Origin of the sequence: Acinetobacter sp. P1332, assembly GCF_044057475.1 — a bacterium.
GTDB classification, from domain to species: Bacteria; Pseudomonadota; Gammaproteobacteria; order Pseudomonadales; family Moraxellaceae; genus Acinetobacter; species Acinetobacter johnsonii.
Map to the genome: position 1 here is coordinate 2,604,183 of NZ_CP171157.1, position 23,322 is coordinate 2,627,504.

20 protein-coding genes are annotated in these 23,322 nt (G+C 44.3%); 3 read left to right on the forward strand and 17 right to left on the reverse strand.

Annotation, left to right across the window (positions count from 1 at the left end; translation table 11 throughout):
- Positions 1–6: 6 nt before the first annotated feature.
- The 7 genes from pcaC to ACFN7Z_RS12785 all read right to left on the reverse strand — a co-directional run bounded on the left by pcaC (position 7) and on the right by ACFN7Z_RS12785 (position 6,689).
- A complete protein-coding gene (pcaC, locus tag ACFN7Z_RS12755) occupies positions 7–441 on the reverse strand; it encodes a 4-carboxymuconolactone decarboxylase (protein ID WP_058952217.1) in 435 nt (144 codons plus the stop codon).
- A gap of 14 nt (positions 442–455) precedes the next feature.
- Positions 456–1,811: an MFS transporter gene (locus ACFN7Z_RS12760; protein ID WP_058952218.1), complete on the reverse strand. Its 1,356-nt coding sequence runs from the start codon at positions 1,809–1,811 to the stop codon at positions 456–458.
- A 41-nt stretch (positions 1,812–1,852) separates the two neighbouring features.
- A complete protein-coding gene (gene pcaD, locus ACFN7Z_RS12765) occupies positions 1,853–2,629 on the reverse strand; it encodes a 3-oxoadipate enol-lactonase (protein ID WP_058952535.1) in 777 nt (258 codons plus the stop codon).
- An 8-nt stretch (positions 2,630–2,637) separates the two neighbouring features.
- Positions 2,638–3,993, reverse strand: coding sequence for a 3-carboxy-cis,cis-muconate cycloisomerase (gene pcaB / locus ACFN7Z_RS12770; RefSeq protein WP_058952219.1), 1,356 nt, complete (start codon positions 3,991–3,993; stop codon positions 2,638–2,640).
- 22 nt (positions 3,994–4,015) lie between these two features.
- Positions 4,016–5,221: a 3-oxoadipyl-CoA thiolase gene (gene pcaF / locus ACFN7Z_RS12775; RefSeq protein WP_058952220.1), complete on the reverse strand. Its 1,206-nt coding sequence runs from the start codon at positions 5,219–5,221 to the stop codon at positions 4,016–4,018.
- Positions 5,222–5,338: 117 nt separating this feature from the next.
- Positions 5,339–5,995 carry a 3-oxoacid CoA-transferase subunit B gene (locus tag ACFN7Z_RS12780; RefSeq protein ID WP_058952221.1) on the reverse strand — a complete coding sequence of 219 codons (657 nt, stop codon included), beginning with the start codon at positions 5,993–5,995 and terminating at the stop codon, positions 5,339–5,341.
- Between the two features lie 13 nt (positions 5,996–6,008).
- On the reverse strand, positions 6,009–6,689 hold the full coding sequence (locus ACFN7Z_RS12785) for a 3-oxoacid CoA-transferase subunit A (protein WP_058952222.1): 681 nt from the start codon (positions 6,687–6,689) through the stop codon (positions 6,009–6,011).
- Positions 6,690–6,968: 279 nt separating this feature from the next.
- Here ACFN7Z_RS12785 and pcaU point away from each other — a divergent pair, with 279 nt between their 5' ends.
- Positions 6,969–7,793: an IclR family transcriptional regulator PcaU gene (pcaU, locus tag ACFN7Z_RS12790; protein ID WP_058952223.1), complete on the forward strand. Its 825-nt coding sequence runs from the start codon at positions 6,969–6,971 to the stop codon at positions 7,791–7,793.
- 79 nt (positions 7,794–7,872) lie between these two features.
- Here pcaU and alr read toward each other — a convergent pair whose 3' ends face one another.
- The 8 genes from alr to ACFN7Z_RS12830 form a co-directional block, all read right to left on the reverse strand.
- On the reverse strand, positions 7,873–9,072 hold the full coding sequence (alr, locus tag ACFN7Z_RS12795) for an alanine racemase (RefSeq protein WP_228275914.1): 1,200 nt from the start codon (positions 9,070–9,072) through the stop codon (positions 7,873–7,875).
- 83 nt (positions 9,073–9,155) lie between these two features.
- A complete protein-coding gene (locus ACFN7Z_RS12800; RefSeq protein ID WP_058952225.1) occupies positions 9,156–10,655 on the reverse strand; it encodes an amino acid permease in 1,500 nt (499 codons plus the stop codon).
- 403 nt (positions 10,656–11,058) lie between these two features.
- Entirely contained in the window at positions 11,059–12,036 is a 978-nt protein-coding gene (gene astE, locus ACFN7Z_RS12805; protein WP_058952226.1) for a succinylglutamate desuccinylase, read from the reverse strand.
- Between the two features lie 21 nt (positions 12,037–12,057).
- Positions 12,058–13,398 carry an N-succinylarginine dihydrolase gene (astB, locus tag ACFN7Z_RS12810; protein WP_058952227.1) on the reverse strand — a complete coding sequence of 447 codons (1,341 nt, stop codon included), beginning with the start codon at positions 13,396–13,398 and terminating at the stop codon, positions 12,058–12,060.
- 23 nt (positions 13,399–13,421) lie between these two features.
- Positions 13,422–14,891 (reverse strand): succinylglutamate-semialdehyde dehydrogenase, encoded by a 1,470-nt coding sequence (gene astD, locus ACFN7Z_RS12815; protein WP_058952228.1) that lies wholly within the window; start codon positions 14,889–14,891, stop codon positions 13,422–13,424.
- The gene (astA, locus tag ACFN7Z_RS12820) at positions 14,891–15,922 is read right to left on the reverse strand and encodes an arginine N-succinyltransferase (protein ID WP_058952229.1); all 1,032 of its coding nucleotides are present in this window, start codon (positions 15,920–15,922) and stop codon (positions 14,891–14,893) included. Before astA ends, astD begins: the two co-directional genes overlap by 1 nt.
- Before the next feature lie 13 nt (positions 15,923–15,935).
- Entirely contained in the window at positions 15,936–17,153 is a 1,218-nt protein-coding gene (locus tag ACFN7Z_RS12825; RefSeq protein WP_058952230.1) for an aspartate aminotransferase family protein, read from the reverse strand.
- Positions 17,154–17,230: 77 nt separating this feature from the next.
- The gene (locus ACFN7Z_RS12830) at positions 17,231–18,505 is read right to left on the reverse strand and encodes a Glu/Leu/Phe/Val dehydrogenase (protein ID WP_171253722.1); all 1,275 of its coding nucleotides are present in this window, start codon (positions 18,503–18,505) and stop codon (positions 17,231–17,233) included.
- A gap of 203 nt (positions 18,506–18,708) precedes the next feature.
- Between ACFN7Z_RS12830 and ACFN7Z_RS12835 the strand changes: the two genes are divergently transcribed.
- Entirely contained in the window at positions 18,709–19,131 is a 423-nt protein-coding gene (locus ACFN7Z_RS12835; RefSeq protein ID WP_058952232.1) for an Lrp/AsnC family transcriptional regulator, read from the forward strand.
- Positions 19,132–19,785: 654 nt separating this feature from the next.
- Entirely contained in the window at positions 19,786–20,313 is a 528-nt protein-coding gene (locus ACFN7Z_RS12840; protein WP_094148456.1) for a hypothetical protein, read from the forward strand.
- A 196-nt stretch (positions 20,314–20,509) separates the two neighbouring features.
- On the opposite strand, the gene ACFN7Z_RS12845 is transcribed toward ACFN7Z_RS12840, so the two are convergent.
- Both ACFN7Z_RS12845 and gabT read right to left on the reverse strand, forming a co-directional pair.
- Positions 20,510–21,958, reverse strand: a complete 1,449-nt coding sequence (locus tag ACFN7Z_RS12845; RefSeq protein WP_058952234.1) for an NAD-dependent succinate-semialdehyde dehydrogenase — start codon at positions 21,956–21,958, stop codon at positions 20,510–20,512.
- A 16-nt stretch (positions 21,959–21,974) separates the two neighbouring features.
- On the reverse strand, positions 21,975–23,237 hold the full coding sequence (gene gabT, locus ACFN7Z_RS12850; RefSeq protein WP_058952235.1) for a 4-aminobutyrate--2-oxoglutarate transaminase: 1,263 nt from the start codon (positions 23,235–23,237) through the stop codon (positions 21,975–21,977).
- Between the last annotated feature and the right edge of the window lie 85 nt (positions 23,238–23,322).

The window sequence follows — 23,322 nt, forward strand, 5'->3', positions numbered from 1 at the left end:
GTTCCATTACTCTTGATTCATTTGTTCTTGGCTAAGCTGCTGTTCGCTGAGCTTTTGCGGGGCAATACCCAAATCTGCAAAAACTTCTTCTGCCATATGCATAGCTGCATTGGCTGCGGGTAAACCTGCATACAGAGAACAGTGCAAAATCAACTCTTTTAAATCATCCTTGGTCACACCATTGTTAAAACAAGCACGTAAATGCATACGTAGTTCGTCTTCACGGCCCAGTGCCAATAAAACGGCAATGGTGACTAAGCTACGGGTATGACGCGGCATGCCCGGTCTAGACCAGACTTCGCCCCACGCAAAACGGCTAATAAAATTTTGGAAGTCGGCATTGAAATCATTCAAGTTCTCAAGTGAACGACCGACATGCTTTTCACCCAGCACTTCAGTGCGTACGGTAATTCCTTGTTGATAACGTTGTTCATCATTCATGGGAGAAACCTCAATTAGGTCGCATCGGTATGTGCGACCAGTGATTTAACAAAAATAGCGACTGCTGCTGCTGTTGCTGGAATTAACAGCAGACTTAAAATAGCTGTAAACGACCAGTCATTGCCCAGTAAAACTGCGCCGATCCATGCACCAAATACTGCACCGAAACGACCAATCCCAGACATCCACGCCACACCTGTTGCACGGCATTGGGTTGGGTAAAAACGCGCACTCAGTGCTGGCATTGCCGACTGCGCACCATTAATTGCAACACCAGCGCAAAGCACTAAAATGGCAAGTAAGGTTGGATTTGCTAAGCTCTGACCAACGGCAAAGGCAAAGATCCCAGCGACAAAGTAGAAGCATGCAATAATGCGGTTCGGGTTGAAACGGTCCATTGCCCAGCCAATAAATAAAGCACTGAGTACACCGCCAAACTGGAATAAACCACCAATAAATGCAGCTCGTTCCATGGTTGCGCCAGTTTCACGCATTAAGGTTGGTAACCAACTGGTGAGTAGATAAATCATCACCAAACCCATGAAATAGGTCAGCCACAATAAAACCGTGCCTTTGACATATTTCTGAGAGAACAGCATGCCAAACACACCTTTCTTCTCTGCACCTTCAGTTTTTTCTTCAGGTACATGAAACTCAGTAACACCCTGTACTTGCATCGGTGCAATACGCGTCAAAATTTTGCGGACTTTTTCACTGTCACGACCTTTCACAATCAAGAAACGATACGATTCAGGTAAGAAGAAAATCACCAAGATCATCAAAATTAGTGGAGACCAACCGCCCAATAAGAATAAGCTGTGCCAACCAAAGGTTGGGATCAACCAACTGCTAATGAAACCGCCTGTCGCCATACCTAAGTTGTAACCACAGAACATGCAGGTCACGAGTAACGAGCGTGAGCGCTGCGGGCAATATTCAGAAAATAGCGTGGTTGCATTCGGCATTGCAGCACCCAAACCAATACCCGTTAAAAAGCGCAGTACCACTAAAGTGTTTAAGTCAGTTGCATATGCCGATGCCAGAGTAAAACCACCAAAAATCAGCATCGAAACACTTAAAACAATCTTGCGCCCAAAGCGGTCAGCGGTTGGACCAGACACCAAAGCACCAATAATCATGCCGCCTAAAGCCGCACTCATGACTGGACCCAGTTGTGAACGGTCTATTCCCCAGTCTTGTGCCAAAGCGGGAGCAATAAAACCCATTGCCGCAGTATCAATACCGTCAACAAAAACAATGAGAAAACATACAATTGCAATCAACCACTGATATTTGCTAATCGGTGCATCATTAATCAGTGCTTGTGCGTCTATACTCGTTTTTTGAGTAGCGTATTCCTGAGACGCCATACCTGCCTCCTTGGGCTGAAAGTCCTTTTAAAATCCTTAAACTATTGAATCGATTCAATAAACTGACTCAGGGTTTGATTAAACAACTCGGGCTGCTCAATATTGGAAAGATGCGATGCATCAATCACCGCGAGTTCACTCTTTTGAATCTGTTGTTGCATGAAAATGCCATCATCAACTGTCGTTACAGGATCCAAAGCCCCTGCAATTACTAAAGTTGGAATGTGAATATTCTGAATCTCGTTGCTCAAATCGGCTTGTGCCAATGCACGGCAAGATTCTGCATAACCCAATGCTGGCGTAGTCGCTAAAGACTGAATGGTGCGCTGCGCCAAAGCATCGTGTTGATAATCAAACTGTTCGCTGAACCAACGTGTATGTGTTGTCGCGACCAAATCTGCCAAACCATTTTCAATCACGGCATCGGCACGCGTATTCCATCCTTCTTCATTCCAGATTTTGGCTGCTGAGTTGGCCACGGTAATGCTATGAAAACGATCTGCATGGTGAATACCGAGCCATAAAGCGGTCATGCCGCCCATCGAAATGCCGCAGAAATGCGCTTTTTCAATGTTTAAACCATCAAGAATATCAATCACATCTTCTGCAAGATTTTGTACAGTGGTTTGCTCAATCACATCGCTTTTCCCATGACCACGGGTGTCATAGGTCACTACTTTAAACTGCTGTTCAAAGGTAGCAACTTGTGGCTGCCACATGCCTTGATCGGTACCGAGTGAATTTGAAAATACAATCACAGGCGCATTGTCTTGCCCACTGATCGCAACGGATAAAGTCTTGCCTTGACGATTGGTCATCGTGATATTCACTTTGCCTCTCCTTTTGCCTCTTGCAACACCGCATCAATCTGGTCTTGAATATTGCCAAGATAAGATTCGGGTTTAAAAATTTCTGAAATCTGAGCTACGCTGAATAAGTCTTTAACTTGATCCAATTCAGCAATCACATCTCTTAAGTGCACGCCTTTTGCAACAGCTGTTTTACACGCGTCCTCTACCAAATGATGAGCCTGTAAACGTCCGATGTGTGGCGCCAATGCCATCATGACCGCTTCTGCCATGATCAAACCCTGTGTGCAAGCTAAATTACGTTGCATGTTTTCAGCATTAACTTGCATCCCTTGTAGAACGTCCAAAGTCCGCTCTAAAGCACCTGCACAGAGTTGGAAAATTTCAGGCAATGCCAACCATTCCGCATGCCATCCACCTAGACTACGCTCATGTTCCTGCACCATGCTTTGGTACAAACTTGACATCAGCACAGGCACACGATTGGCTGCTGCCAAAACGGATGCCGCAGCAACAGGATTACGCTTATGTGGCATGGTTGATGAGCCACCACGCCCTTTCGCTGCCGGCTCAAATACTTCTGCAATTTCAGTTTGCATCATCAACGACCAGTCACGTGCCATTTTGCCCAGACCACCTGTCACTATTGCGAGAACACCCGCCACTTCGACAATACGGTCGCGCTCACCATGCCAAGTACAGCTTGGAACTGAAAGTTGTAACTGTGCTGCAAATGCTTGCACAACTGCTGTGCCTTGATTTTGCAAAGATGCCAATGAACCCACTGCACCGCCTAATTGCGCAGTGAACACACGTGATTTCATAGCTTCAATACGGGCTAAATCACGATGAAAAGCCGAAGCCCAACGTGCGAATTTATGCCCCAGCGTAATCGGTAAACCTTGCTGTAACCATGTTCGTCCAATCATCACTTGTGAACGATACTGCTGTACTTGAGCTAAAGCTGCGCGATAACATTCTTGAATTAAAGCTTCAACCTGCGTCATTGCTGCACGGCATTGCAAAATACAGGCGGTATCTAAAATGTCCTGACTAGTTGCACCCCAGTGCACATAGCGCGCAGTATCTTCATCACTTTGTTTCACAATTGCGGTTAATTGCTTTACAAATGGAATCGCAATATTGCCCGCTAAGCCTGTTGCTACAGCCAAAGCATCAAAATCAATCTGATCGAGGGCAGTCTGGGCAACTTGGGAAATTGCTGTTGCTGCAGATTCTGGAATGACACCGACCTGAGCCTGCGATTTTGCCAAGGCAACTTCCGCCTCAATCATGTATGACACCAACGCGCGATCACTGAAAATTTCAGTCACCTCGTTTTGGTAAAATAAGCTGGCATATAACTGGCTCATGATCGCTATCCTTAACTCTGCTTTAAACGCGCTGAATAATCATTGCAATACCTTGACCGACACCAATACACATTGAACACAAGGCATAGGTGCCACCGGTTTGTTCTAATTGATTTAAAGCTGTGGTCACCAAACGTGCACCCGAAGCACCCAATGGATGACCAATCGCAATCGCACCACCATTTGGATTCACTTGAGTCGTGTCATCTGCTAAACCGAGGTCACGGGTAACGGCAAGTGCTTGTGCTGCAAAGGCTTCATTCAGCTCAATCACATCCATCTGCTCGATTGTGAGATTGGCTTGTTTGAGTAACTTTTTGATGGCAGGTGCAGGTGCAAAGCCCATGATGCGCGGTTCTACACCCACTGCTGTTGAAGCAATGATTTTGGCACGTGGTTTAAGTTGGTACTCTTGAATCGCCTGTTCCGAAGCGATCAGTACAGCAGCCGCACCATCATTGATGCCTGACGCGTTTCCCGCGGTGACGGTGCCTTCTGCTGTCACGACTGGCTTGAGTTTCGCCAAAGCTGCTAAGGTGGTAGATGCACGTGGATGTTCATCCGTGTCGACTACGATTGGATCACCCTTACGCTGTGCAATATTCACAGGGATGATTTCATGTTTAAAAAAGCCTTGAGCTTGCGCGGTTGCGGTGCGCTGTTGACTCGTCAAGGCAAACTGGTCTTGATCTGCACGATCAATATTAAATTGTTGTGCCACGTTCTCCGCAGTCTGCGGCATGGTCTCTACACCATACATCGCTTTCAGCTTAGGATTGATAAAACGCCAGCCCATAGTGGTATCTTCAATCTTTTGACTACGGCCATAGGCGGTTTCTGATTTACCCATCACAAACGGTGCACGGGACATACTTTCCACACCGCCTGCGATAATTAAATCCGCTTCGCTGGCTTTAATCGCACGCGCTGCCATGGCAATTGCATCTAGTGATGAACCACATAAACGGTTTACAGTCGTGGCTGGGACTTCAACGGGTAAACCTGCAAGGAGTGCTGACATGCGTCCGACATTACGGTTATCTTCTCCCGCTTGGTTGGCACAGCCATAGATCACGTCATCGACTTGGGTCCAATCCACACTGGGATTACGTTGCATTAAGGCTTGAATCGGCACGGCGCCCAAGTCATCGGCACGCACTGGAGCGAGTCCACCGGCATAACGTCCGAATGGGGTACGGATGGCATCAATAATGTAAGCGTTTTTCATATCTATTCTTCTCTTAATCCTCCCTTAATCCCTCCTTTAAAAAGGAGGGAGACCTACCGCACTTGATGCTAGAGAAGTCCCCCTTTAGCAAAGGGGGATTTAGGGGGATTCAAATCATTAATTCTGTTGTGTCGCATCCACTAAAGTTGCACCGGTCATTGCCTGCAATTCTGCAAAGCTTAGACCGTCGACTTTCTCAATCACTTTTAAACCTTCAGCGGTGACATCAATCACACATAGATCGGTGTAGATACGATCGACACACTTCAAACCTGTCGCTGGGTAGCTCAGTTCAGCCACGATCTTCGGTTCACCCTGTTTGGTGACATGGTCGGTGGTGATAAAGACTTTCTTGGCACCGACGGCTAAGTCCATCGCACCACCGACGGCAGGAATAGCATCGGGTGCACCGGTATGCCAGTTGGCCAAGTCACCATTGGCTGCCACTTGAAAGGCACCTAATACTGCAATATCTAAGTGACCACCCCGCATCATGGCAAAAGAATCCCCATGATGGAAAAAGCTACCGCCTTCGAGCATAGTCACATATTCTTTACCCGCGTTGATCAACTCAGGGTCTTCTTGGCCTTTTTCAGGCGGTGGACCAAAAGCCAATAACCCATTTTCAGAATGTAAGAACACATCTTTGTCTGAAGGCAGGTAGCTGGCAATCTTGGTCGGTAAGCCAATCCCAAGATTGACATACGCACCATCTGGAATATCTTGTGCCACACGTTCTGCAATTTGGTTACGGCTGAGTTTTTGATAGCTCATGATGTTCTCCCGATTACACAGCAACAGGTTCAGGTTGAACCTGCACCACGTGTTGAACAAAAATACCTGCGGTAATGATGTGTTCAGGGTCTAAAGCACCCAAGTCCACCACTTCAGAGACTTGTGCAATGGTTACATCTGCGGCCATGGCCATAATCGGGCCGAAGTTACGTGCCGATTTGCGGTAGACCAAGTTACCCCAACGGTCGCCTTGTTGGGCTTTAATCAAAGCAAAGTCAGCTTTGATTGGATATTCCAGTACATAATCTTTACCATCGATGTGACGGGTTTCTTTGCCTTCTGCCAATAAAGTGCCATAGCCGGTTGGGGTGAACACTGCACCGAGTCCCATACCTGCAGCTTGAATACGACAGGCCAAATTGCCTTGAGGCACCAGTTCCAACTCAATTTTGCCTGCACGATAGAGTTCATCGAAGACCCAAGAGTCGGACTGACGTGGAAACGAACAGATGACTTTTTTCACGGCACCGGCTTTGAGTAGCTTGGCTAAACCATAGTCACCATTACCAGCATTATTGCTAACGATGGTAAGGTCTTTAATGCCGAGTTGAATTAAGCCATCGATCAGTTCCGCAGGTTGTCCTGCAGTACCAAAACCACCAATCATGATGGTTGAGCCGTCGGTGATTTGGGAGAGCACTTCCGCGAGGGATGCCGCGCTTTTATCTATCATTAGATAACTCCATTGTGCATCATGCAAATTTGAAAAGGCGCGGAAAACTAACTTATACTGGAGGATGATTCAGCTAAAACCACATTCCCTAGTTTTTTAGTTCGATTTCCTTATCTGTTCATTTTTTATAATTTCTCCACTTTAGGATAGATAGTGACCATAGGTTTTGTTCGATCATCGAACAAAAAATCTATAGATCGAACAAAACCTGATTATTTCACTCTGATTTCACGTTATAGTAAAAATAATGAATTAATAAAAATCGAAAAAGGGAACATGATGGAAGAAGCAGCCGAGACAAAAGAAAAGCGTCTTCAACACAAAGACAATAAAAAAACTATTCGACATGAAGATTTTGTCGCAGGTATTAGTAAAGGTATGGCTATTCTCGACAGCTTTGGTACTGACCGACATCGTTTAAATATCACTATGGCAGCAGAACGCACAGGCATGACTCGTGCTGCGGCACGACGCCATTTACTCACCCTTGAATATTTAGGCTATTTAGAATCTGATGGTCATTATTTTTATTTAACTCCTAAAATTCTTAAGTTTTCAGGGTCTTACTTAGGTGGAGCACATCTTCCTAAAATTTCACAACCTTTGCTGAATCTGCTCACCAATCAAACCTCACTCATTTTTTCCGTTATGGTTCTAGATGGCTATGAAGCCATTACCATTGCACGCAGTGCCGCGCACCAGCAAACGGATCGCGTCAATCCTTATGGTCTACATTTGGGAAATCGCTTACCTGCACATGCGACATCGGCAGGCAAAATTTTACTGGCCTATCTCGATGATCAGGAACAATGTGAATGGCTGAATCAGTATCCGCTACAACGCCTAACCAAATACACCCATACCAACAATGAAACATTTCTGGCTTTATTGCATGAAACTCGAGAGCAAGGTTGGTGCTATTCATGTGAGGAACATGAATTGGGCGTACATGCCCTTGCCGTTCCGATTTATGGCCAACAGTTAAAAGTGATTGCCGCCTTAAATATTGTTTCCCCTACCATGCGCACAACCAAAGAGTATTTGATTCAACACATACTGCCATTACTACAAGAAACCGCACGCGAACTACGTAATATTCTGTAACTGTGACACCTTCGGCATAACTTTAGTTAATTTCATGCTGTACACACTTCAGCACGTACAGCATTTTCTGTTGAAAATATTATTTCACCACAACTTTCGGATTAGAGTTACCCCACATGGTGTAGACATCTGCCAGCAAAGCGCCATTGTATTCTTCCAAATCACTTTGCTTCACTGTTGCACCCCTTTGTTCGCCAAACAGGACCACTTCATCATTGGCACGAATATCTGGAAAATCAGTGACATCCACCATGGAAGTGTTCATAGAGGTGCGCCCAACTACAGGCACTTTATGCCCACGAATCAACACATAGGCTTTATTACTAAATGCACGTCGATAACCATCTGAGTAACCAAGTGGTAAGTTCGCCAATAGTGAATCACGCTTCAAAGTATACGTTTGGTCATAGCCAACTGTTGTGCCTTTCAAATAGGCATTGACTGTTGCCACTTGAGTTTTAAAGGTCATCAGCTTTTTATATTCAGCTCGATCTGGCAGGCTGTCACCATAAATCACACCGCCTGCACGTACCATATCTAGGTGTGACTTTGGAACCGTCAAGGTCGCAAAAGAATTTGCGGTATGTAAAGTCAGTGCTTCTCGCTTTAATTTGGCTTTTTTAATTATCCAGTCCGTTTGCTGGTTAAAGACCGCCAAACGTTCACGTACATATTTTTCATCTTCCACAGCATAATGCGTCATGATGCCCACCAGCTTTAAATTTAGCAGTTTGGTCATGCGTAGCGCTTGCTGTTTACCTAGTGCACTGTCCAGCTCTAAACCGTTTCGGTCCATACCCCCTGCATTTAAACCCAAATGATACGCAAGGGTTAAACCTTGTTGTTTGGCCCATACTGAGAGGCGCTGTGCTTGTTCATAGTTCCCCAACAACTCTTCCATGTTTAAGGAAGCAGCATTTTGGATTTCTTGATCAGTCGCAGCACGTAGCCTTAATAGGCGCCCCTGATAACCAGACTTGCGCACCATCGCTGCTTCAGCATTACTGGTGATACCAACACAGGGTACATTAAGTTTCATAATACTCGGCATCAACAGTTCAATCCCATGACCATAAGCATCGGCTTTCATGACCGCACAAATCTGGCTTTTGTCCTGTAGCTGCTGTTGTAAGGTCTGAATATTCTGCTCAAAGGTCTGCACATTAATTTCGACCCATGCATTGGCCTGTGGTGCTGCCACTTGTGTCGCTGAAAGATGTGGCGTCAATAACGGTGCGGCAAAACTGCTCTGTATATGTAGTAATCCTGTACCCAACATGCATACCCAAAGTGTCGCTTTTTTCAAAATAAATCCCTCTGCTTTGCGATAAAAATAAAGGAGGAAAACTCCCCCTCTGTTCCTTAATTATTTTCTGGCATTTCATCCTGTTCAATGCGACGACCATGGGTCAAAATCCAGTTACGCTCTGCATATTTTTTCGTTTTATAGTAATAAGCAATACCTAATCCAATAAACCAAAGTGGAGAGAACGCTAACGAAATCATGGTGTCATGATCGAGCGCCAAAATCGCTACCACAAAGATTAAGAACAATAAGGTAAACCATGCCATAAAACGTCCACCCGGCATTTTATACGCTGACTGTTCATGCAGTTCAGGCGCTTTTTTGCGATAAGCCAAGTACGATAAAATAATCATGGCAAAGGTGAAAATACATAAAATCGAGGTGAAGGCTGAAATGATGATAAATGCCGTCATTACATCAGGCACAATGAACAAAATTGAAGTACCTACCACCACACAGAACATCGAGAACATTAAACTCAATACAGGCACTTTGCTTTTCGACAGTCGAGCAAAGCTTTTCGGTGCATCTTTTTCTACCGCTAAACCGAACAACATCCGGCTGGTGGCAAACACCCCACTGTTCGCTGAAGACATGGCAGAGGTGGCCACGACAAAGTTGACAATACTGGCTGCTGCAGGCAAACCAATTAAAGTAAACATTTCAACAAATGGACTCTTGTCTGGTGAAATCTGCGACCAAGAAGTGACTGCGATAATACAAACCAAAGCACCGATATAGAACAATAAAATACGTAATGGAATTGAGTTAATCGCGCGTGGTAAAGCATGATGCGGATCTTTAGTTTCTGCTGCTGTAGTTCCCACCAATTCAATACCGACAAAGGCAAATACCGCAATTTGGAAACCAGCCAAGAAACCCGTTAAACCATAAGGGAACAGTGACTCTTTCTCGACCACATGGGCTAAAGACGCTTTCACACCATCTGGAGAGACAAAACCAATCGTAATCAGATAAACACCGACCAACAGGAACATAATGATCGCGATAATTTTAATTAAAGCAAACCAGAACTCCACTTCACCAAACAGTTTTACCGCAACAAAGTTCAATAAAGTCAAAATGGCAATGGAGGTGAAGGCGGGTATCCATGCGGGGAGATCGGGATACCAAAACTGTGCATAGCCTCCAATCACAATCACATCCGCAATTGCGGTGACAATCCAACTGAGCCAGTACGACCAACCCAAAAAGAACCCTGCCCACGGCCCCAAATAAGCCGTTGCAAAGTCTGCAAAAGATTTGTAATTGGTATTAGAAAGCAGTAGTTCCCCCATCGCACGCATGACGAAGAAGAAGAAGAAGCCAATAATGAGGTAAGTTAAGATGATCGAAGTACCCGACACAGCGAGTGTCTTGCCCGACCCCATAAAAAGACCTGTACCAATCGCACCACCAATCGCAATCATCTGAATATGACGATTGGTCAGTGAGCGTTGCAGTTGTTCTTCCTCAACTGACTCGTAATGATGCCCACCCAGTAAATCACCGTCTAAGGGCTCTTTTTGTTGATGGGTCTGTTTTCCATTCATCATGTTTTTACTCCAATTTACAACCCAATGGGTGTAAATATGGGACTCAGATTTAGATAATTCCTTATTTCATCTCAGTCCAAAATTAAGCTACATATTATTTTTCAATAACATTAATTTTTATTATTCAGCACCACACTATTTATCTCTTTATGGCGGCAAAATAATACTCACACAGGCTGCAAAACCCATGCCTAATTTAATTATTTAATATTAAAAAACAACAATTTAATAAAAACACAACACAAAATCATCCATCGATTATAAGTATCCTTATGATCGACAGATGAAAATATTGAATTAATATTTTTCTCAATATCCATATATTCAATTCCATTGAAAATTAATTTAACGACTTAAGTTCGATAAACCACCATCATCACATTTAATAAATTGACTGAAATCATCAAGCATGAACCTCAGTTAATATCAGCCCAGCTCTTAATCCCTTTTTCACTTGAGTATTCGGAAATAAAATTCGAACCTGATCAGGTGCAGTCACATACGGTTTGCCCTGTTGCAGAGCAATCACTGCATCAGTTTCGAACACGGAAAAATTAGGCGCAGAATCTGCCAAATTAAGCTGGAAGTCATCTTCAGTTTTGATGATCGAATCAACGACTCGAAAAGTTTGAATTGCTTGTTTTTGACGGATAGGTAAGGCCTGCTCACTCACCACGGTGCGAAGCACATGATTAATCGCGGCGAAAGCCGCCAAATCATTTTGGCCAAAGGGTTTGGCATGACCAAGTTCAAGCGTCGAACTGGCTGCTTGAAACTGAGCGCTGCTAAAGTGCGTAAAGGTACGACCTACTGCATTGTGATACACCAAGGCATCCAGTTCCGCAGCTTTTAGGCTGTCCAACATCACCGCATCATAGTCATGGGTTTGATAAGGAAATAAGGCAAAAGTCGGCAACAAAGATGGGCGAATCGCAGTGTGCAAATCATAATGATAGCGTCGCACTTGAGCTGGACTATCATTAAAAAAAGCGGTGACGGTCTGTTCTAAGACCGCCACCCGCTGCGCTTCAACTGTGTCGGTAAATTGTTGATAGGCCCCGCAGAACATGCGGTTCATATCATTTTCAACATAACGTTGCCCTGTGCGAATCGCGATAGGGTTACCTAAAATCAGTAATAACTTCACCTTGAGCTCTAATGCCCCTGCAAACAAATCTTGACTCAACTGCGCCAACAACTCGATTGGCGCAGTTTCATTGCCATGCACACCCGCGGAAAGCACGACCGCTTTTTCATAAGCCTGTTTTGGCGTAAAAGATAAAACACCTTCAGCCAACCACTCCCAACAAAAATCATGCTGTACGCCATGCACTACAGCCGGGACACGTTGTGCTAAAACATCACCTAGAAAATTTATCATCTGCTTTCCCTGCACGATTGCTTAACGTTGGAAGTGATACACCGAACCTAAGTTCAAAATTTGAGTCAACTCATCTAACGCAGTACGGCTTTCAATCAGTAATTGCGGGTCAGCCAAATCTTGCTGCGCCAGCTGGTCACGGTAGTAGTGATCCACCCACGTATTTAAACGGGTAAACAAGGCATCATTCATAAACAGGTTTGGATTGATCGCGTTCAGTTCTGCTTCATTCACCGCCACACGTAAACGTAAACATGCAGGACCACCGCCATTGCGCATACTTTCACGCAGGTCGAAGACTTTGATGTCATCAATCGGCGTACCCATTTGGATCATGTCGTTTAAGTAGCCCCACACTGCTGGGTTTTGATGCGATTCTTCAGGCACCACAATGCTCATCCCGCCATCGGCACGCGTGAGCAATTGGCTATTGAACAAATAAGTATTGACCGCATCTTTCACAGATACACGCTGATCAGGCACTTCAATGGACACAAACTCTTGACCCAAACGCGCCATTTTTTCGCGAATTTCTGCCAACGCTTCCGATTGGTTCAAAAATGCATGCTGATGGTGAAACAAGACGTTTTGGTTACTCACCGCAATCACGTCGTTATGGAAAACGCCTTGGTCAATCACATCGGGATGCTGCTGGACAAAAACGGTTTGTTCCGCTTTGAGTTGGTGTAAACGTGCTACTGCTTCACTCGCCTCACGCGACTGGCGTGCAGGATAGTGTTTCGGACCGATACCACCACCGAGGAACTGCTGACCATAGACAAACACTTGCACGCTGGCTTGGTCATACGCACCGCCTAAACGGTTATGGTTCGCCGCACCTTCATCACCAAACAAAGCCACTTGTGGCAGTGCTTCATGATGGGCGAAGTGACGCTCATCCTTAAACATGGCTGCCATCACGCGTGATGTAGTATCGTGTTCAATAGAACGGTGGAATTTGTTGTTCAAATTTGCCGCAGTAAAATGTACACGACCATCTGCGCTGTCTGCCGACGGTGAAACCGTTGCCGCATTGGCAGTCCACATGCACGATGCAGAACTCAAAGCTGATAATAACGCAGGCGAAGTTCGCATCGCTTGTTCGATGACGCTGTGATCATCACCGCGAAAACCCAATTTGCGCAAAGTCGGCACATGTGGGCGTTCTTGTGGTGCAAATACACCTTGCTTTAAGCCCATGTCGGCCAAAGCTTTCATCTTTAACAGACCTTGCTTGGCAGCCAACTTTGGGTTGGAAAGATTATTTTGATTTTTGGTGGATGCTTCGTTTCCGAATGACAATCCCGCATAGTGATGCGTTGGACCGACTAAACCATCAAAATTAATTTCATAGCCTGACATTTCTAAACTCCCTTTTTGTCGACTTACAGCACAATGCCTGGCGATAATTTTTCAGGTAGGCTTACCTGCTGACTTTCCAGTGATGCCATTGGCCATGCGCAGTAATCTGCGGCATAGAAAGCACTGGCACGATGATTCCCTGATGCACCAACACCACCAAATGGCGCGGCACTTGAAGCGCCTGTTAATGGTTTATTCCAGTTCACAATGCCTGCACGCGCTTCAATCAATAAACGATCAAACAGATCACGGTCAGGTGAAACTAGACCCACCGACAAACCGAATCGAGTGGCATTCGCCAGTGCCAAAGCCTCATCGAAATGGTCATAACGATAGATACAGCTGAGTGGCCCAAAATATTCTTCATCTGGCACATCGCTAACATGGGTCACGTCTAAAAGACCCGGACTTAACAAGCTGCTGTTGGCATCCGCTTGAGTAACAGGGAGCAGAACTTGAGCCCCTAAATCGATTAGGCGTTGTTGTGCTTGTAGAATTTGCTGTGCAGCATGCAATGAAATGACACCACCCATAAACGGTTGTGGCTGAGCATCCCACTGACCCACAACCAAATTACGGCTGACTTCAACCAAACGTTGAATGAAGGCATCGCCTAGTGCACCATTTTTAATGATTAAACGACGTGCACAAGTACAGCGCTGCCCCGCTGAAATAAAGGCAGATTGGACGGTTAAGTTCACCACCGCATCAATGTCGGTAATCTCGTCGATAATTAATGCGTTGTTGCCACCCATTTCTAGCGCGAGAATTTTTTCTGGTGCGCCCGCAAGCTGCTTGTGTAAGTGGTAACCCGTATTGGCACTGCCTGTGAACAACAAGCCATCAATTTCATGCGATTGGGCCAGTGCTTCACCTGTACTGCGACCACCTTGTACCAAGTTCAATACGCCTGCTGGTAATCCTGCTTCTTGCCACAACTTCACGGTTTCTTCTGCTGTCCACGGCGTAAGTTCACTTGGTTTAAAAACAATGGTATTGCCCGCAATCAGCGCAGGGACGATATGACCATTTGGCAAGTGACCTGGGAAGTTATATGGGCCAAATACAGCCAAAACACCATGCGGACGGTGACGTAAAGACGCAGCGCCATCTGGCATTTCCGTCAGACTTTCACCTGTACGTTCGTGATAAGCACGTACTGAAATCGCTACTTTACCAATCATTGACTGAACTTCAGTCAATGTTTCCCAAATCGGCTTACTGGTTTCACGACTAATAATCGTTGCAAGCTGTTGTTTGTTTTGTTCTAACAAGCTGGCAAATCGTTGAATAATTTCAAGGCGCTCAGCTAAAGGACGGCGTGCCCAAGCGGCAAATGCTGCGCGTGCAGACTGACAAGCCTGTGCAACTTGCTCAGCTGTTGCTTCTGCACCATGCCAAATTGTGTCTTGCGTAACTGGATCGAGTTTGTCCCATGCCGTACCTTGTGCTGGAGACCATGTCCCGTTTATATATAAATTCCCTTGTGACATTATTTTTGCTCCATCTTATCTAAAGGCAACATACGAATGCTTTGCCCTGCTTGCACACCAAGGGCATGCGCTTGTTCTACCGTTAAACTTAAACTGTCTGTCTCAGCCGCATGCTGAATTAAAATCGCGCGATAGTCTTGATATCGATCATTCGCCACCAAATAACGCCCTGCACCTTCTGGTACGCTATCGACAATTTTGACGGCACAAGTGTGACTTTCTTTGACTGCACGAAGGCTACTGACTTCCGCTTCAAGCGTCGGGCCTGCATCAAAAATATCGACATAACCTTGGTAACACAGCCCTTCCGACTCCAACACACGAGAGGCAGGAACAGTCTGAGGATGTACCTGTGCAATCACTTGTTGTGCGGCCATCGGCAGTAAGTCGATATACACAGGAAAACGTGGCATCAACTCCGCAATAAAGACTTTTTGTCCAATACCACTGAGGTAATCCGCAGTCGAGAAATCCATATTGAAAAAGTGATGGCCTAAGGCATCCCAAAATGGCGAACGACCATTTTCATCCGAATAACCACGCATTTCTGCAATCAGCTTATTTTGAAAAGCCTGTTTGAAAGCTGCGATAAACAGAAAACGAATCTTCGACAGCAGTTTTCCATTTTGGTCTTTGCGGTACTCTGGATCTAAAAACAGTGTGCAGAGTTCACTACAACCTGTATGGTCATTGCTTAAAAACAGCGTATTTAAAGTTTTATAAACATTCAGAGTTTGTGAGGCATGGACTTGTTTGCCCACATGGTAGTTATAAAAAGGTTCAGTTAAACCCACTGAAACTTCAATGGCACTCACACCCACCACACGTTGTAACTGAGTATCTTCTAAAACAAATAAATACCCTTGTTCACTTGGTGCAGCTTGCCCCGCTAAGGTCTTTTGTGTGCGTGCAATTCGAGCAGATAAGATCTCTTTATTTTGGGGTAAAGAAGTCAGGCCAACGCCCGACTTCCCCGCCAGAATGTAGATATCATCTAAATCTCGATGCTCTGCATGTCTAACAATCATCATAACCAGTGGCCTATCACGCGCCAACAAAGCGCGCGAGCGCACGCTCAAAGCGTTGTAAACCTGCTTCGATATCTGCTTCTGGAATAATTAATGATGGCGTGAAACGAACGACATTTGGACCTGCAACCAGCGCCAATAAGCCTTCTTCGCCCGCTAAAGTCACGATGTCTTTGGCTTTGCCTGCATATTCAGCTTTTAGTACACAGCCAATGAGTAAACCTTGACCACGGACTTCTTCAAATAGGCCATAACGTGCATTTAACTGGTTTAAACCGTCGGCAAAAATTTGCGCACGTGTACGTACACCATTTAACACTTCTGGGGTATTGATCAAACCAAACACCGCATTGGCTACAGCAGACGCCAATGGGTTACCACCATAAGTCGTACCATGGTCACCCACCACAAACATGTTGGCAAACTTATCTGTTGTGATCATGGCACCAATTGGAAAACCGCCGCCGAGTGCTTTGGCTGTGGTTAAAATGTCTGGGATCACATCCGTATTCATATACGCATATAAAGCACCTGTACGACCGACACCTGTTTGCACTTCATCAAAAATAAGTACCGCACCATGTTGGTCACACAGTTCACGTAAACCCTTTAAAAATTCAGGGCTTGCCGTAATGACACCACCTTCACCTTGAATCGGCTCAACAATCACCGCACACGTGTCTGCATCAATCGCTTCACGTACGGCATCTAAATCATTAAATGCTAAGTGCTGAATACCTTCTGGAAGCGGTGCAAAATCTTGTGAATATTTCGGTTGACCACCTGCCGTAACCGTAAATAAAGTACGACCGTGGAAAGCATTTTTAAATGCAATAATTTTATTTTTGCGTGCAGAGCCTGAAACTAGGCCCACTTTGCGCGCAAGTTTCAAAGCCGCTTCATTTGCTTCTGCACCAGAGTTACAGAAGAACACTTTATCTGCAAAGGTGTTATCAACTAATTGTTTTGCAAGTGCAAGTACGGGTTCATTGGTATAACCATTGCCAATGTGCCAAAGCTTTTGACCTTGTTCGACCAAAGCTTTAACCGCCACAGGGTGAGCATGTCCAAGTGCATTGACCGCAATACCGCCTGCAAAATCGATATATTCCTTACCTTGCTGATCCCATAAACGAGAACCTTCGCCACGCACAGGAATAAACTGAGCGGGTGCAAAAACTGGCACCATGTACTGATTAAAATCTTGGCGAGCGGGTTGACTATTCTGGTTCATGGTTTGTTCGTCCTTAATAAATCTGATGTTGTTCTTTCTAATAATGTGGTGTGCCCCGAAGGGCACGGAACTTCCCCTTAACCTGGGAAAATTCCTCGTTCTTTACGTGCTTTTAAGATACGTTTACACGCCAAGATGTATGCTGCTGTACGTAGGCTGCACTGCTTTTCGCTTGCAGTGAACCAAACGTCTTCAACTGCTGACATCATGAGTTTGTCTAAACGTTGGTTAATTTCTTCTTCTGTCCAGAAGTAGCTCGCCATGTCTTGAACCCATTCGAAGTAACTCACAGTTACACCGCCTGCGTTACACAGTACGTCAGGTACAATCGTGATTTTACGTTCTAACAGAATGTCTTCTGCGTCTGGATACGTTGGACCATTCGCACCTTCCAAGACTAATTTTGCAGTCAATTTTTGCGCACGCTCAGGCGTAATCTGACCTTCTAAAGCCGCTGGAATTAAAATATCCATTTCAACCGACCAGAACGCTTCATCTTCAATTAAAGTGGCATCTGGGAAGCCTGCTACACCTTTATGAATCGCAACGTAGTCTTGTAACTGCTTAACGTCCATGCCTTCAGCATTAAAGATCGTGCCTGTATGGTCTTGTACACACACCACTTTCGCATTGGCTTTATGGAATAAGTAACCCGCTTCGCTACCCACGTTACCGAAACCTTGGATCGCTACACGACTGCCTTCAAGCGCAAGATTGATTTTCTTAGCAACTTCTAAACCAGTCACAAATACGCCACGACCTGTTGCACGCACACGGCCTAAAGAACCACCCAAGTGCACAGGCTTACCGGTTACCACACCTGTTACGGTATGACCTTTGATACTTGAATAGGTATCCATCATCCAACCCATAATGTCTGCATTGGTGCCTACATCTGGAGCTGGAATATCGACTTGTGGGCCAATCACTAGGCTAATTTCGCTGGTAAAACGGCGAGTTAAGCGTTCAAGTTCACGTGGAGACAATTTGCGGGGGTCTACACGCACACCACCTTTGGCGCCGCCATACGGTAAGTTTAATACCGCAGTTTTAATCGTCATCCACGCTGAGAGTGCCATGACTTCATTGAGTTCTACGTCTGGATGATAACGAATACCACCTTTACCCGGTCCACGCGACAAATTGTGCTGTACACGATAACCTTCGAAGTGCTGGATCGAACCATCGTCCATCACGATTGGTACATCAACAATCAAAGCGCGCTTAGGACGCTTTAAAGTATCGATGAATGGAATTAAGTCGTCTTCCAGATATGGCGCAACACGGTTAATCTGTGCAAGATAGGTCTGCCAAGCGCCACTATTGTCCATTTCATATGACAAAGACATGATGTTTCCCTTTGAAAATTTGGTGAATCAAATCCATTAAATAGATATGAGACATCACCCGCAGAACACATCGCCTCAGCTCGATGTAACGTTCATGTGAATACTGCTCAATATGCATAGTATGAAAAATCAAACTGCGCCGAAAAAGTTGTAATTTTGATTAAAATGAAATAAATTTCATCAAATTGATAACAGGAAAAATCAAAATGAATGATACGGACAGTCAAATCCTCGGCTTACTGCAAGACAATGCGCGTATCTCGATTACCGACATTGCCAACAAGCTCCGTATCTCTCGAAATACAGTGCAAAAGCGTATTGAATATTTGGAAACCAGTGGCGTCATTACAGGCTATACAGTGCGGATTAAACCGGGGACTGAGAAAAATAGTATCCGAGCTTGGATGAATATTATGGTCGAAGGCACCAAGACCAGTGCAGTCGTCAAAGAGCTCCGAATCGACTCTGCTGTGCATACCTTGCATAGCACCAATGGCAAGTGGGATCTGTTGGTAGAGTTGAAGTCTGACAGCTTAGAGAATTTTGACCGAATTTTAGAACGAATTCGAAATATTTCAGGTATTTACAATACTGAAACCAGCATTTTGCTTTCTACCTATAAAGTTTAAAGTCGATAAAGACAATCTGGAAAATTTATACTTCTCTCTAGCCTGTTGCCTTAAAGATCAAAAGACGTTGTAAATTGGATGCTGAACTAAAAATATATAATTCATAAGGATCAAATTTTTCTTTGTCTGAGCGGTTAGTGTGAATCTTTAACATTATTGATCCAAACTATCTTATTGTTTTATTTAAGATAAAATAGTATACAATATCCCACTAGATGCATTTAGCTATTATAAAAATCCTTTGATAGGCTCGACACTTGGCGGTCGTTTCTCCACCCATACTTAGTCTAGACCACTGATTTGGTCTGTGCTGGTTTGAATGGCATGACACTTCAAATGTTCTCATTTTAAAGCGTGACGAGCCTTTACTTTATAGTCAGTTTGATGGGGTTGATCCATCTCGAACTGTAAAAATGATTCAAGCAGAAAAAATACCAGAACTCATGCAATACATGGAAAAAATTTCAGGTGTAGTGGAGTATGAGAATCAGAGGTTTTTATTATTTTTTGGGTATATTAATTTAAATAATATTGAATTTAATTATATTTAAAATAAGTCTATTTAGTGTACATAGCGGGCTTAATAAATAAAATATCAATATTAAAATATTTTTTTATTGTAGTTTGGTTATTATGCTGATAAGCGAGTATGGTATGGGTAAGGTAGGTTTTGATTTCAAGGCTTCATTTTTATTTAGTGGAGTTATGGTATTGTTATCTGAGTTTCTTCTTGTTTTTTTTGATAAAGATATAATATTGATTAATTTGGAATTAATATTAATATTTCTTCCATTTTATATTGATGTTTCCTTGTTAAATATTATTGAGGTTAGAGCTTGGATTTACATATTTTTAATGTATTTCTTTTCTTTCCCTACTCTATTTTTAATAGTGTCGTATTTGCTTTATGACCATAAAATGCTAAATCACCCAATTCCTAAGAGGTTTTTAGTTTCAATATTGAATGTGTGTCTATCACCTGTAGCAATTATTTTACCTTTTATTGTTATGTTAGAAGGTGGGGATAGCATAGGTCGTGGAGGAGCATTTTATAGATTATTCACGAATTCTATGTTGGGTTTATGGATACTAGGTGCATTAATGTTTTACGCGATTACTTATATTTTTTGGAACTTAGTCATAGGAATGCCAAAAATGTGGGTTTCGCCAAAGAACAAATAGTAAATCTCCTTCATAAATCAAAAAGTGATCTTATTAGATTTATCAACCCTCACCTCTCATTGCTTCGAATTATAAGAGGATTATGACTAGACCATACAATATTAAAAATAAACCGACTCTTAACTAATATACACCCATAAAAAATCAGCCTTGAATGGGCAAGGCTGATTTTTAAACTGAAGGGTATTGGACTATCTTAAACCGATAAATCCACGCACAAATATTTCATTTCGAGATATTCGTCGATACCAAATTTAGAGCCTTCACGACCTAAGCCAGACTGCTTCACACCACCAAAGGGAGCCACTTCATTTGAAATCGCACCCGTGTTAATGCCGACCATACCGTACTCAAGTGCTTCACCAACACGCCACTGACGTGCGGTATTCTGCGTAAATAGGTAAGTTGCTAAACCAAACTCGGTGTCATTGGCCATTTGCACTGCTTCTTCTTCTGTTTTAAAACGGAATAAGGGTGCTAATGGACCAAAGGTTTCTTCTTTCGCGACTTTCATCTCTTGCGTCACTTCCGTTAAAAGTGTCGGTTCAAAGAAAGTACCACCTAAGCTTGAACGTTGACCACCGGTTTTAAGCTGCGCACCTTTGCTAATGGCATCGGCAATATGCGACTGTACTTTTTCAATCGCGGCTTCATCGATCAGCGGGCCTTGTGTTGAAGTCTCAACTCGGCCATCACCCACTTGTAAGTTCGCTACAGCAACTGCCAGTTTTTCAACCAAGGCATCGTAAATACCGTCTTGTACATAAATACGGTTGGCACATACACAGGTCTGTCCGCTATTGCGGAACTTGCTGGCCATAATGCCTTGTACAGCTTGCTCAAGATTGGCATCATCAAACACCAAAACAGGTGCATTACCGCCTAATTCTAAAGACAGTTTTTTGATGGTTGGCGCACATTGTTGCATCAAGATACGACCAACTTGAGTTGAACCTGTGAAGCTCAACTTTTTCACCGTGTCGCTTTCACACAGTGTTTTACCCACTTCGCTTGAATCACCACTGATGTGTAATAATACGTCTTGTGGCAAACCCGCTCGTATTGCTAACACTTCTAAAGCATAAGCCGTTAAAGGCGTTTGCTCAGCAGGTTTCACAATCATCGAGCACCCTGCTGCAATTGCAGGTGCGACCTTACGTGTGATCATTGCTGCGGGGAAGTTCCACGGCGTAATTGCGGCCGTAACACCAATCGCCTGTTTGATCACCAACAAACGTTGGTTCGGCAGTGTTGGTGTTAAAACTTCACCATCGATACGGCGCGCTTGTTCTGCAAACCAACGAATAAATGAAGCCGCATAGCCAATTTCACCACGTGCTTCAGCTAACGGCTTGCCTTGTTCTGCAGTCAAAATCTGAGCCAATGACTCTTTATTTTCCTGCATCAAATCAAACCAAGCCCAAAGCACATCAGCACGTTGTAGAGCTGTTTGCGCTTTCCACGCAGTTTGTGCCTTTTGAGAACGAGCAATCACTTGCTCAACTGACGCTCGGTCATGGGATTTCACCCATGCCAAGGTGTCATGTGTTGCCGCATCTTTGACTTCGATGTAACCGCCATTTTCAGGCACATCAAAACAAATATCTGGATGCTGTAATAAATCTTTATATTGCGCTTGAAGCATAGTCATTACTCTTCAATTATGCTGCAGCAGAAAGTGCAAAACCTTGTTTTAAAATGTTTAAGCCAGCACGGAATTGTTCTGCAGGAATCGTTAAAGGATATAAGAAACGGATCACATTACCATAACGACCACAGGTCAAAATAAGCAAGCCATTTTGCATTGCATAATTTTGAATTGCTTTCGCTTGATCCGCCGTTTCCAACTCAATCGCGACCATTGAACCCAACGCACGAATTTCTTGGACTGTAGACGAAGACTGTTTGAGTTCATTCAGAACTTCAACCAACTCTGCGCCCAATACATTTGCACGTTCGCAAAGACCTTCTTCTTCAATCACGTCCAGTACGGCATGCGCAGAAGCCACAGCCACTGGGTTACCTGCATAAGTCCCACCTAGACCACCTGGGTTTGGTGCATCCATCACTTCAGCACGGCCAACCACGCCAGAGATTGGGAAACCACCACCAAGGCTTTTCGCCATCGTGATTAAATCCGCTTTGGTCTCGTAGTGATCCATGGCAAATAACTTACCAGTACGTGCAAAGCCTGTCTGTACTTCATCTGCAATAATCAAAATACCGTGTTGATCACATAGCGCACGTAAACGCTTTAAGAATTCAGCAGGAACAACGTTGAAACCGCCTTCACCTTGAACAGGTTCAAGCACAATAGCGGCAACATCATGTGCCGCAATGTCTTCTGCAAAAATGTCTTCAATGCTTTCAATCGCAGCATCGACAGTAATGCCCTTTGACTCTACAGGATAGCGCGCATGGAAAACACCTGAAGGCATCACACCAAAGTCACGTTTGTACGGTGCAGTTTTACCCGTCATTGCCATGGTCATAAATGAACGACCGTGGAAACCGTTACCAAAAGTCACAATACCGTGACGACCTGTGTAAGAACGTGCAATTTTCACTGCATTTTCTACAGCTTCAGCACCAGTAGAGAAGAATGTTGTTTTCGCTTCACCAGCAATTGGCGCACGTGCATTAATACGTTCAGCTAAAGAAACATAGCTTTCATACGGTACAACTTGGTACGCTGTATGGGTGAATTTAGTCAATTGTTCAGTAACAGCAGCAATAATTTTAGGATGACGGTGACCTGTGTTCAGTACCGCAATACCGCCCGCGAAGTCTGTATATTGATTCCCTTCAGCATCCCAAATGGTGGAATTTTCTGCTTTCTCCGCATACCATTGACACATGACACCAACGCCACGAGGAGTCGCTTTTAGTTTACGTGCGTTCAGTGCAGAGTGTTTACTGTCCATTTTGTATCCTCATTCTTGATTCATACATTTATAAAATTTCAGCGTCCCGATCATGCTTTTTGCTGATATACAAAGGACGTGGGGT

Bases quoted from the DNA above. Each gene is read 5' to 3' on its own strand.
- alr (WP_228275914.1), bottom strand. From the start codon at position 9,072: ATGTTGGGTACAGGATTACTACATATACAGAGCAGTTTTGCCGCACCG.
- astB (WP_058952227.1), bottom strand. From the start codon at position 13,398: ATGTCAGGCTATGAAATTAATTTTGATGGTTTAGTCGGTCCAACGCAT.
- astD (WP_058952228.1), bottom strand. From the start codon at position 14,891: ATGTCACAAGGGAATTTATATATAAACGGGACATGGTCTCCAGCACAA.
- pcaF (WP_058952220.1), bottom strand. From the start codon at position 5,221: ATGAAAAACGCTTACATTATTGATGCCATCCGTACCCCATTCGGACGT.
- ACFN7Z_RS12840 (WP_094148456.1), top strand. From the start codon at position 19,786: ATGGGTAAGGTAGGTTTTGATTTCAAGGCTTCATTTTTATTTAGTGGA.
- ACFN7Z_RS12800 (WP_058952225.1), bottom strand. From the start codon at position 10,655: ATGATGAATGGAAAACAGACCCATCAACAAAAAGAGCCCTTAGACGGT.
- ACFN7Z_RS12780 (WP_058952221.1), bottom strand. From the start codon at position 5,995: ATGAGCTATCAAAAACTCAGCCGTAACCAAATTGCAGAACGTGTGGCA.
- pcaB (WP_058952219.1), bottom strand. From the start codon at position 3,993: ATGAGCCAGTTATATGCCAGCTTATTTTACCAAAACGAGGTGACTGAA.
- pcaC (WP_058952217.1), bottom strand. From the start codon at position 441: ATGAATGATGAACAACGTTATCAACAAGGAATTACCGTACGCACTGAA.
- gabT (WP_058952235.1), bottom strand. From the start codon at position 23,237: ATGGACAGTAAACACTCTGCACTGAACGCACGTAAACTAAAAGCGACT.
- ACFN7Z_RS12785 (WP_058952222.1), bottom strand. From the start codon at position 6,689: ATGATAGATAAAAGCGCGGCATCCCTCGCGGAAGTGCTCTCCCAAATC.
- ACFN7Z_RS12845 (WP_058952234.1), bottom strand. From the start codon at position 21,958: ATGCTTCAAGCGCAATATAAAGATTTATTACAGCATCCAGATATTTGT.
- astE (WP_058952226.1), bottom strand. From the start codon at position 12,036: ATGATAAATTTTCTAGGTGATGTTTTAGCACAACGTGTCCCGGCTGTA.
- astA (WP_058952229.1), bottom strand. From the start codon at position 15,922: ATGATGATTGTTAGACATGCAGAGCATCGAGATTTAGATGATATCTAC.
- pcaD (WP_058952535.1), bottom strand. From the start codon at position 2,629: ATGACCAATCGTCAAGGCAAGACTTTATCCGTTGCGATCAGTGGGCAA.
- ACFN7Z_RS12760 (WP_058952218.1), bottom strand. From the start codon at position 1,811: ATGGCGTCTCAGGAATACGCTACTCAAAAAACGAGTATAGACGCACAA.
- ACFN7Z_RS12825 (WP_058952230.1), bottom strand. From the start codon at position 17,153: ATGAACCAGAATAGTCAACCCGCTCGCCAAGATTTTAATCAGTACATG.
- ACFN7Z_RS12835 (WP_058952232.1), top strand. From the start codon at position 18,709: ATGAATGATACGGACAGTCAAATCCTCGGCTTACTGCAAGACAATGCG.
- pcaU (WP_058952223.1), top strand. From the start codon at position 6,969: ATGGAAGAAGCAGCCGAGACAAAAGAAAAGCGTCTTCAACACAAAGAC.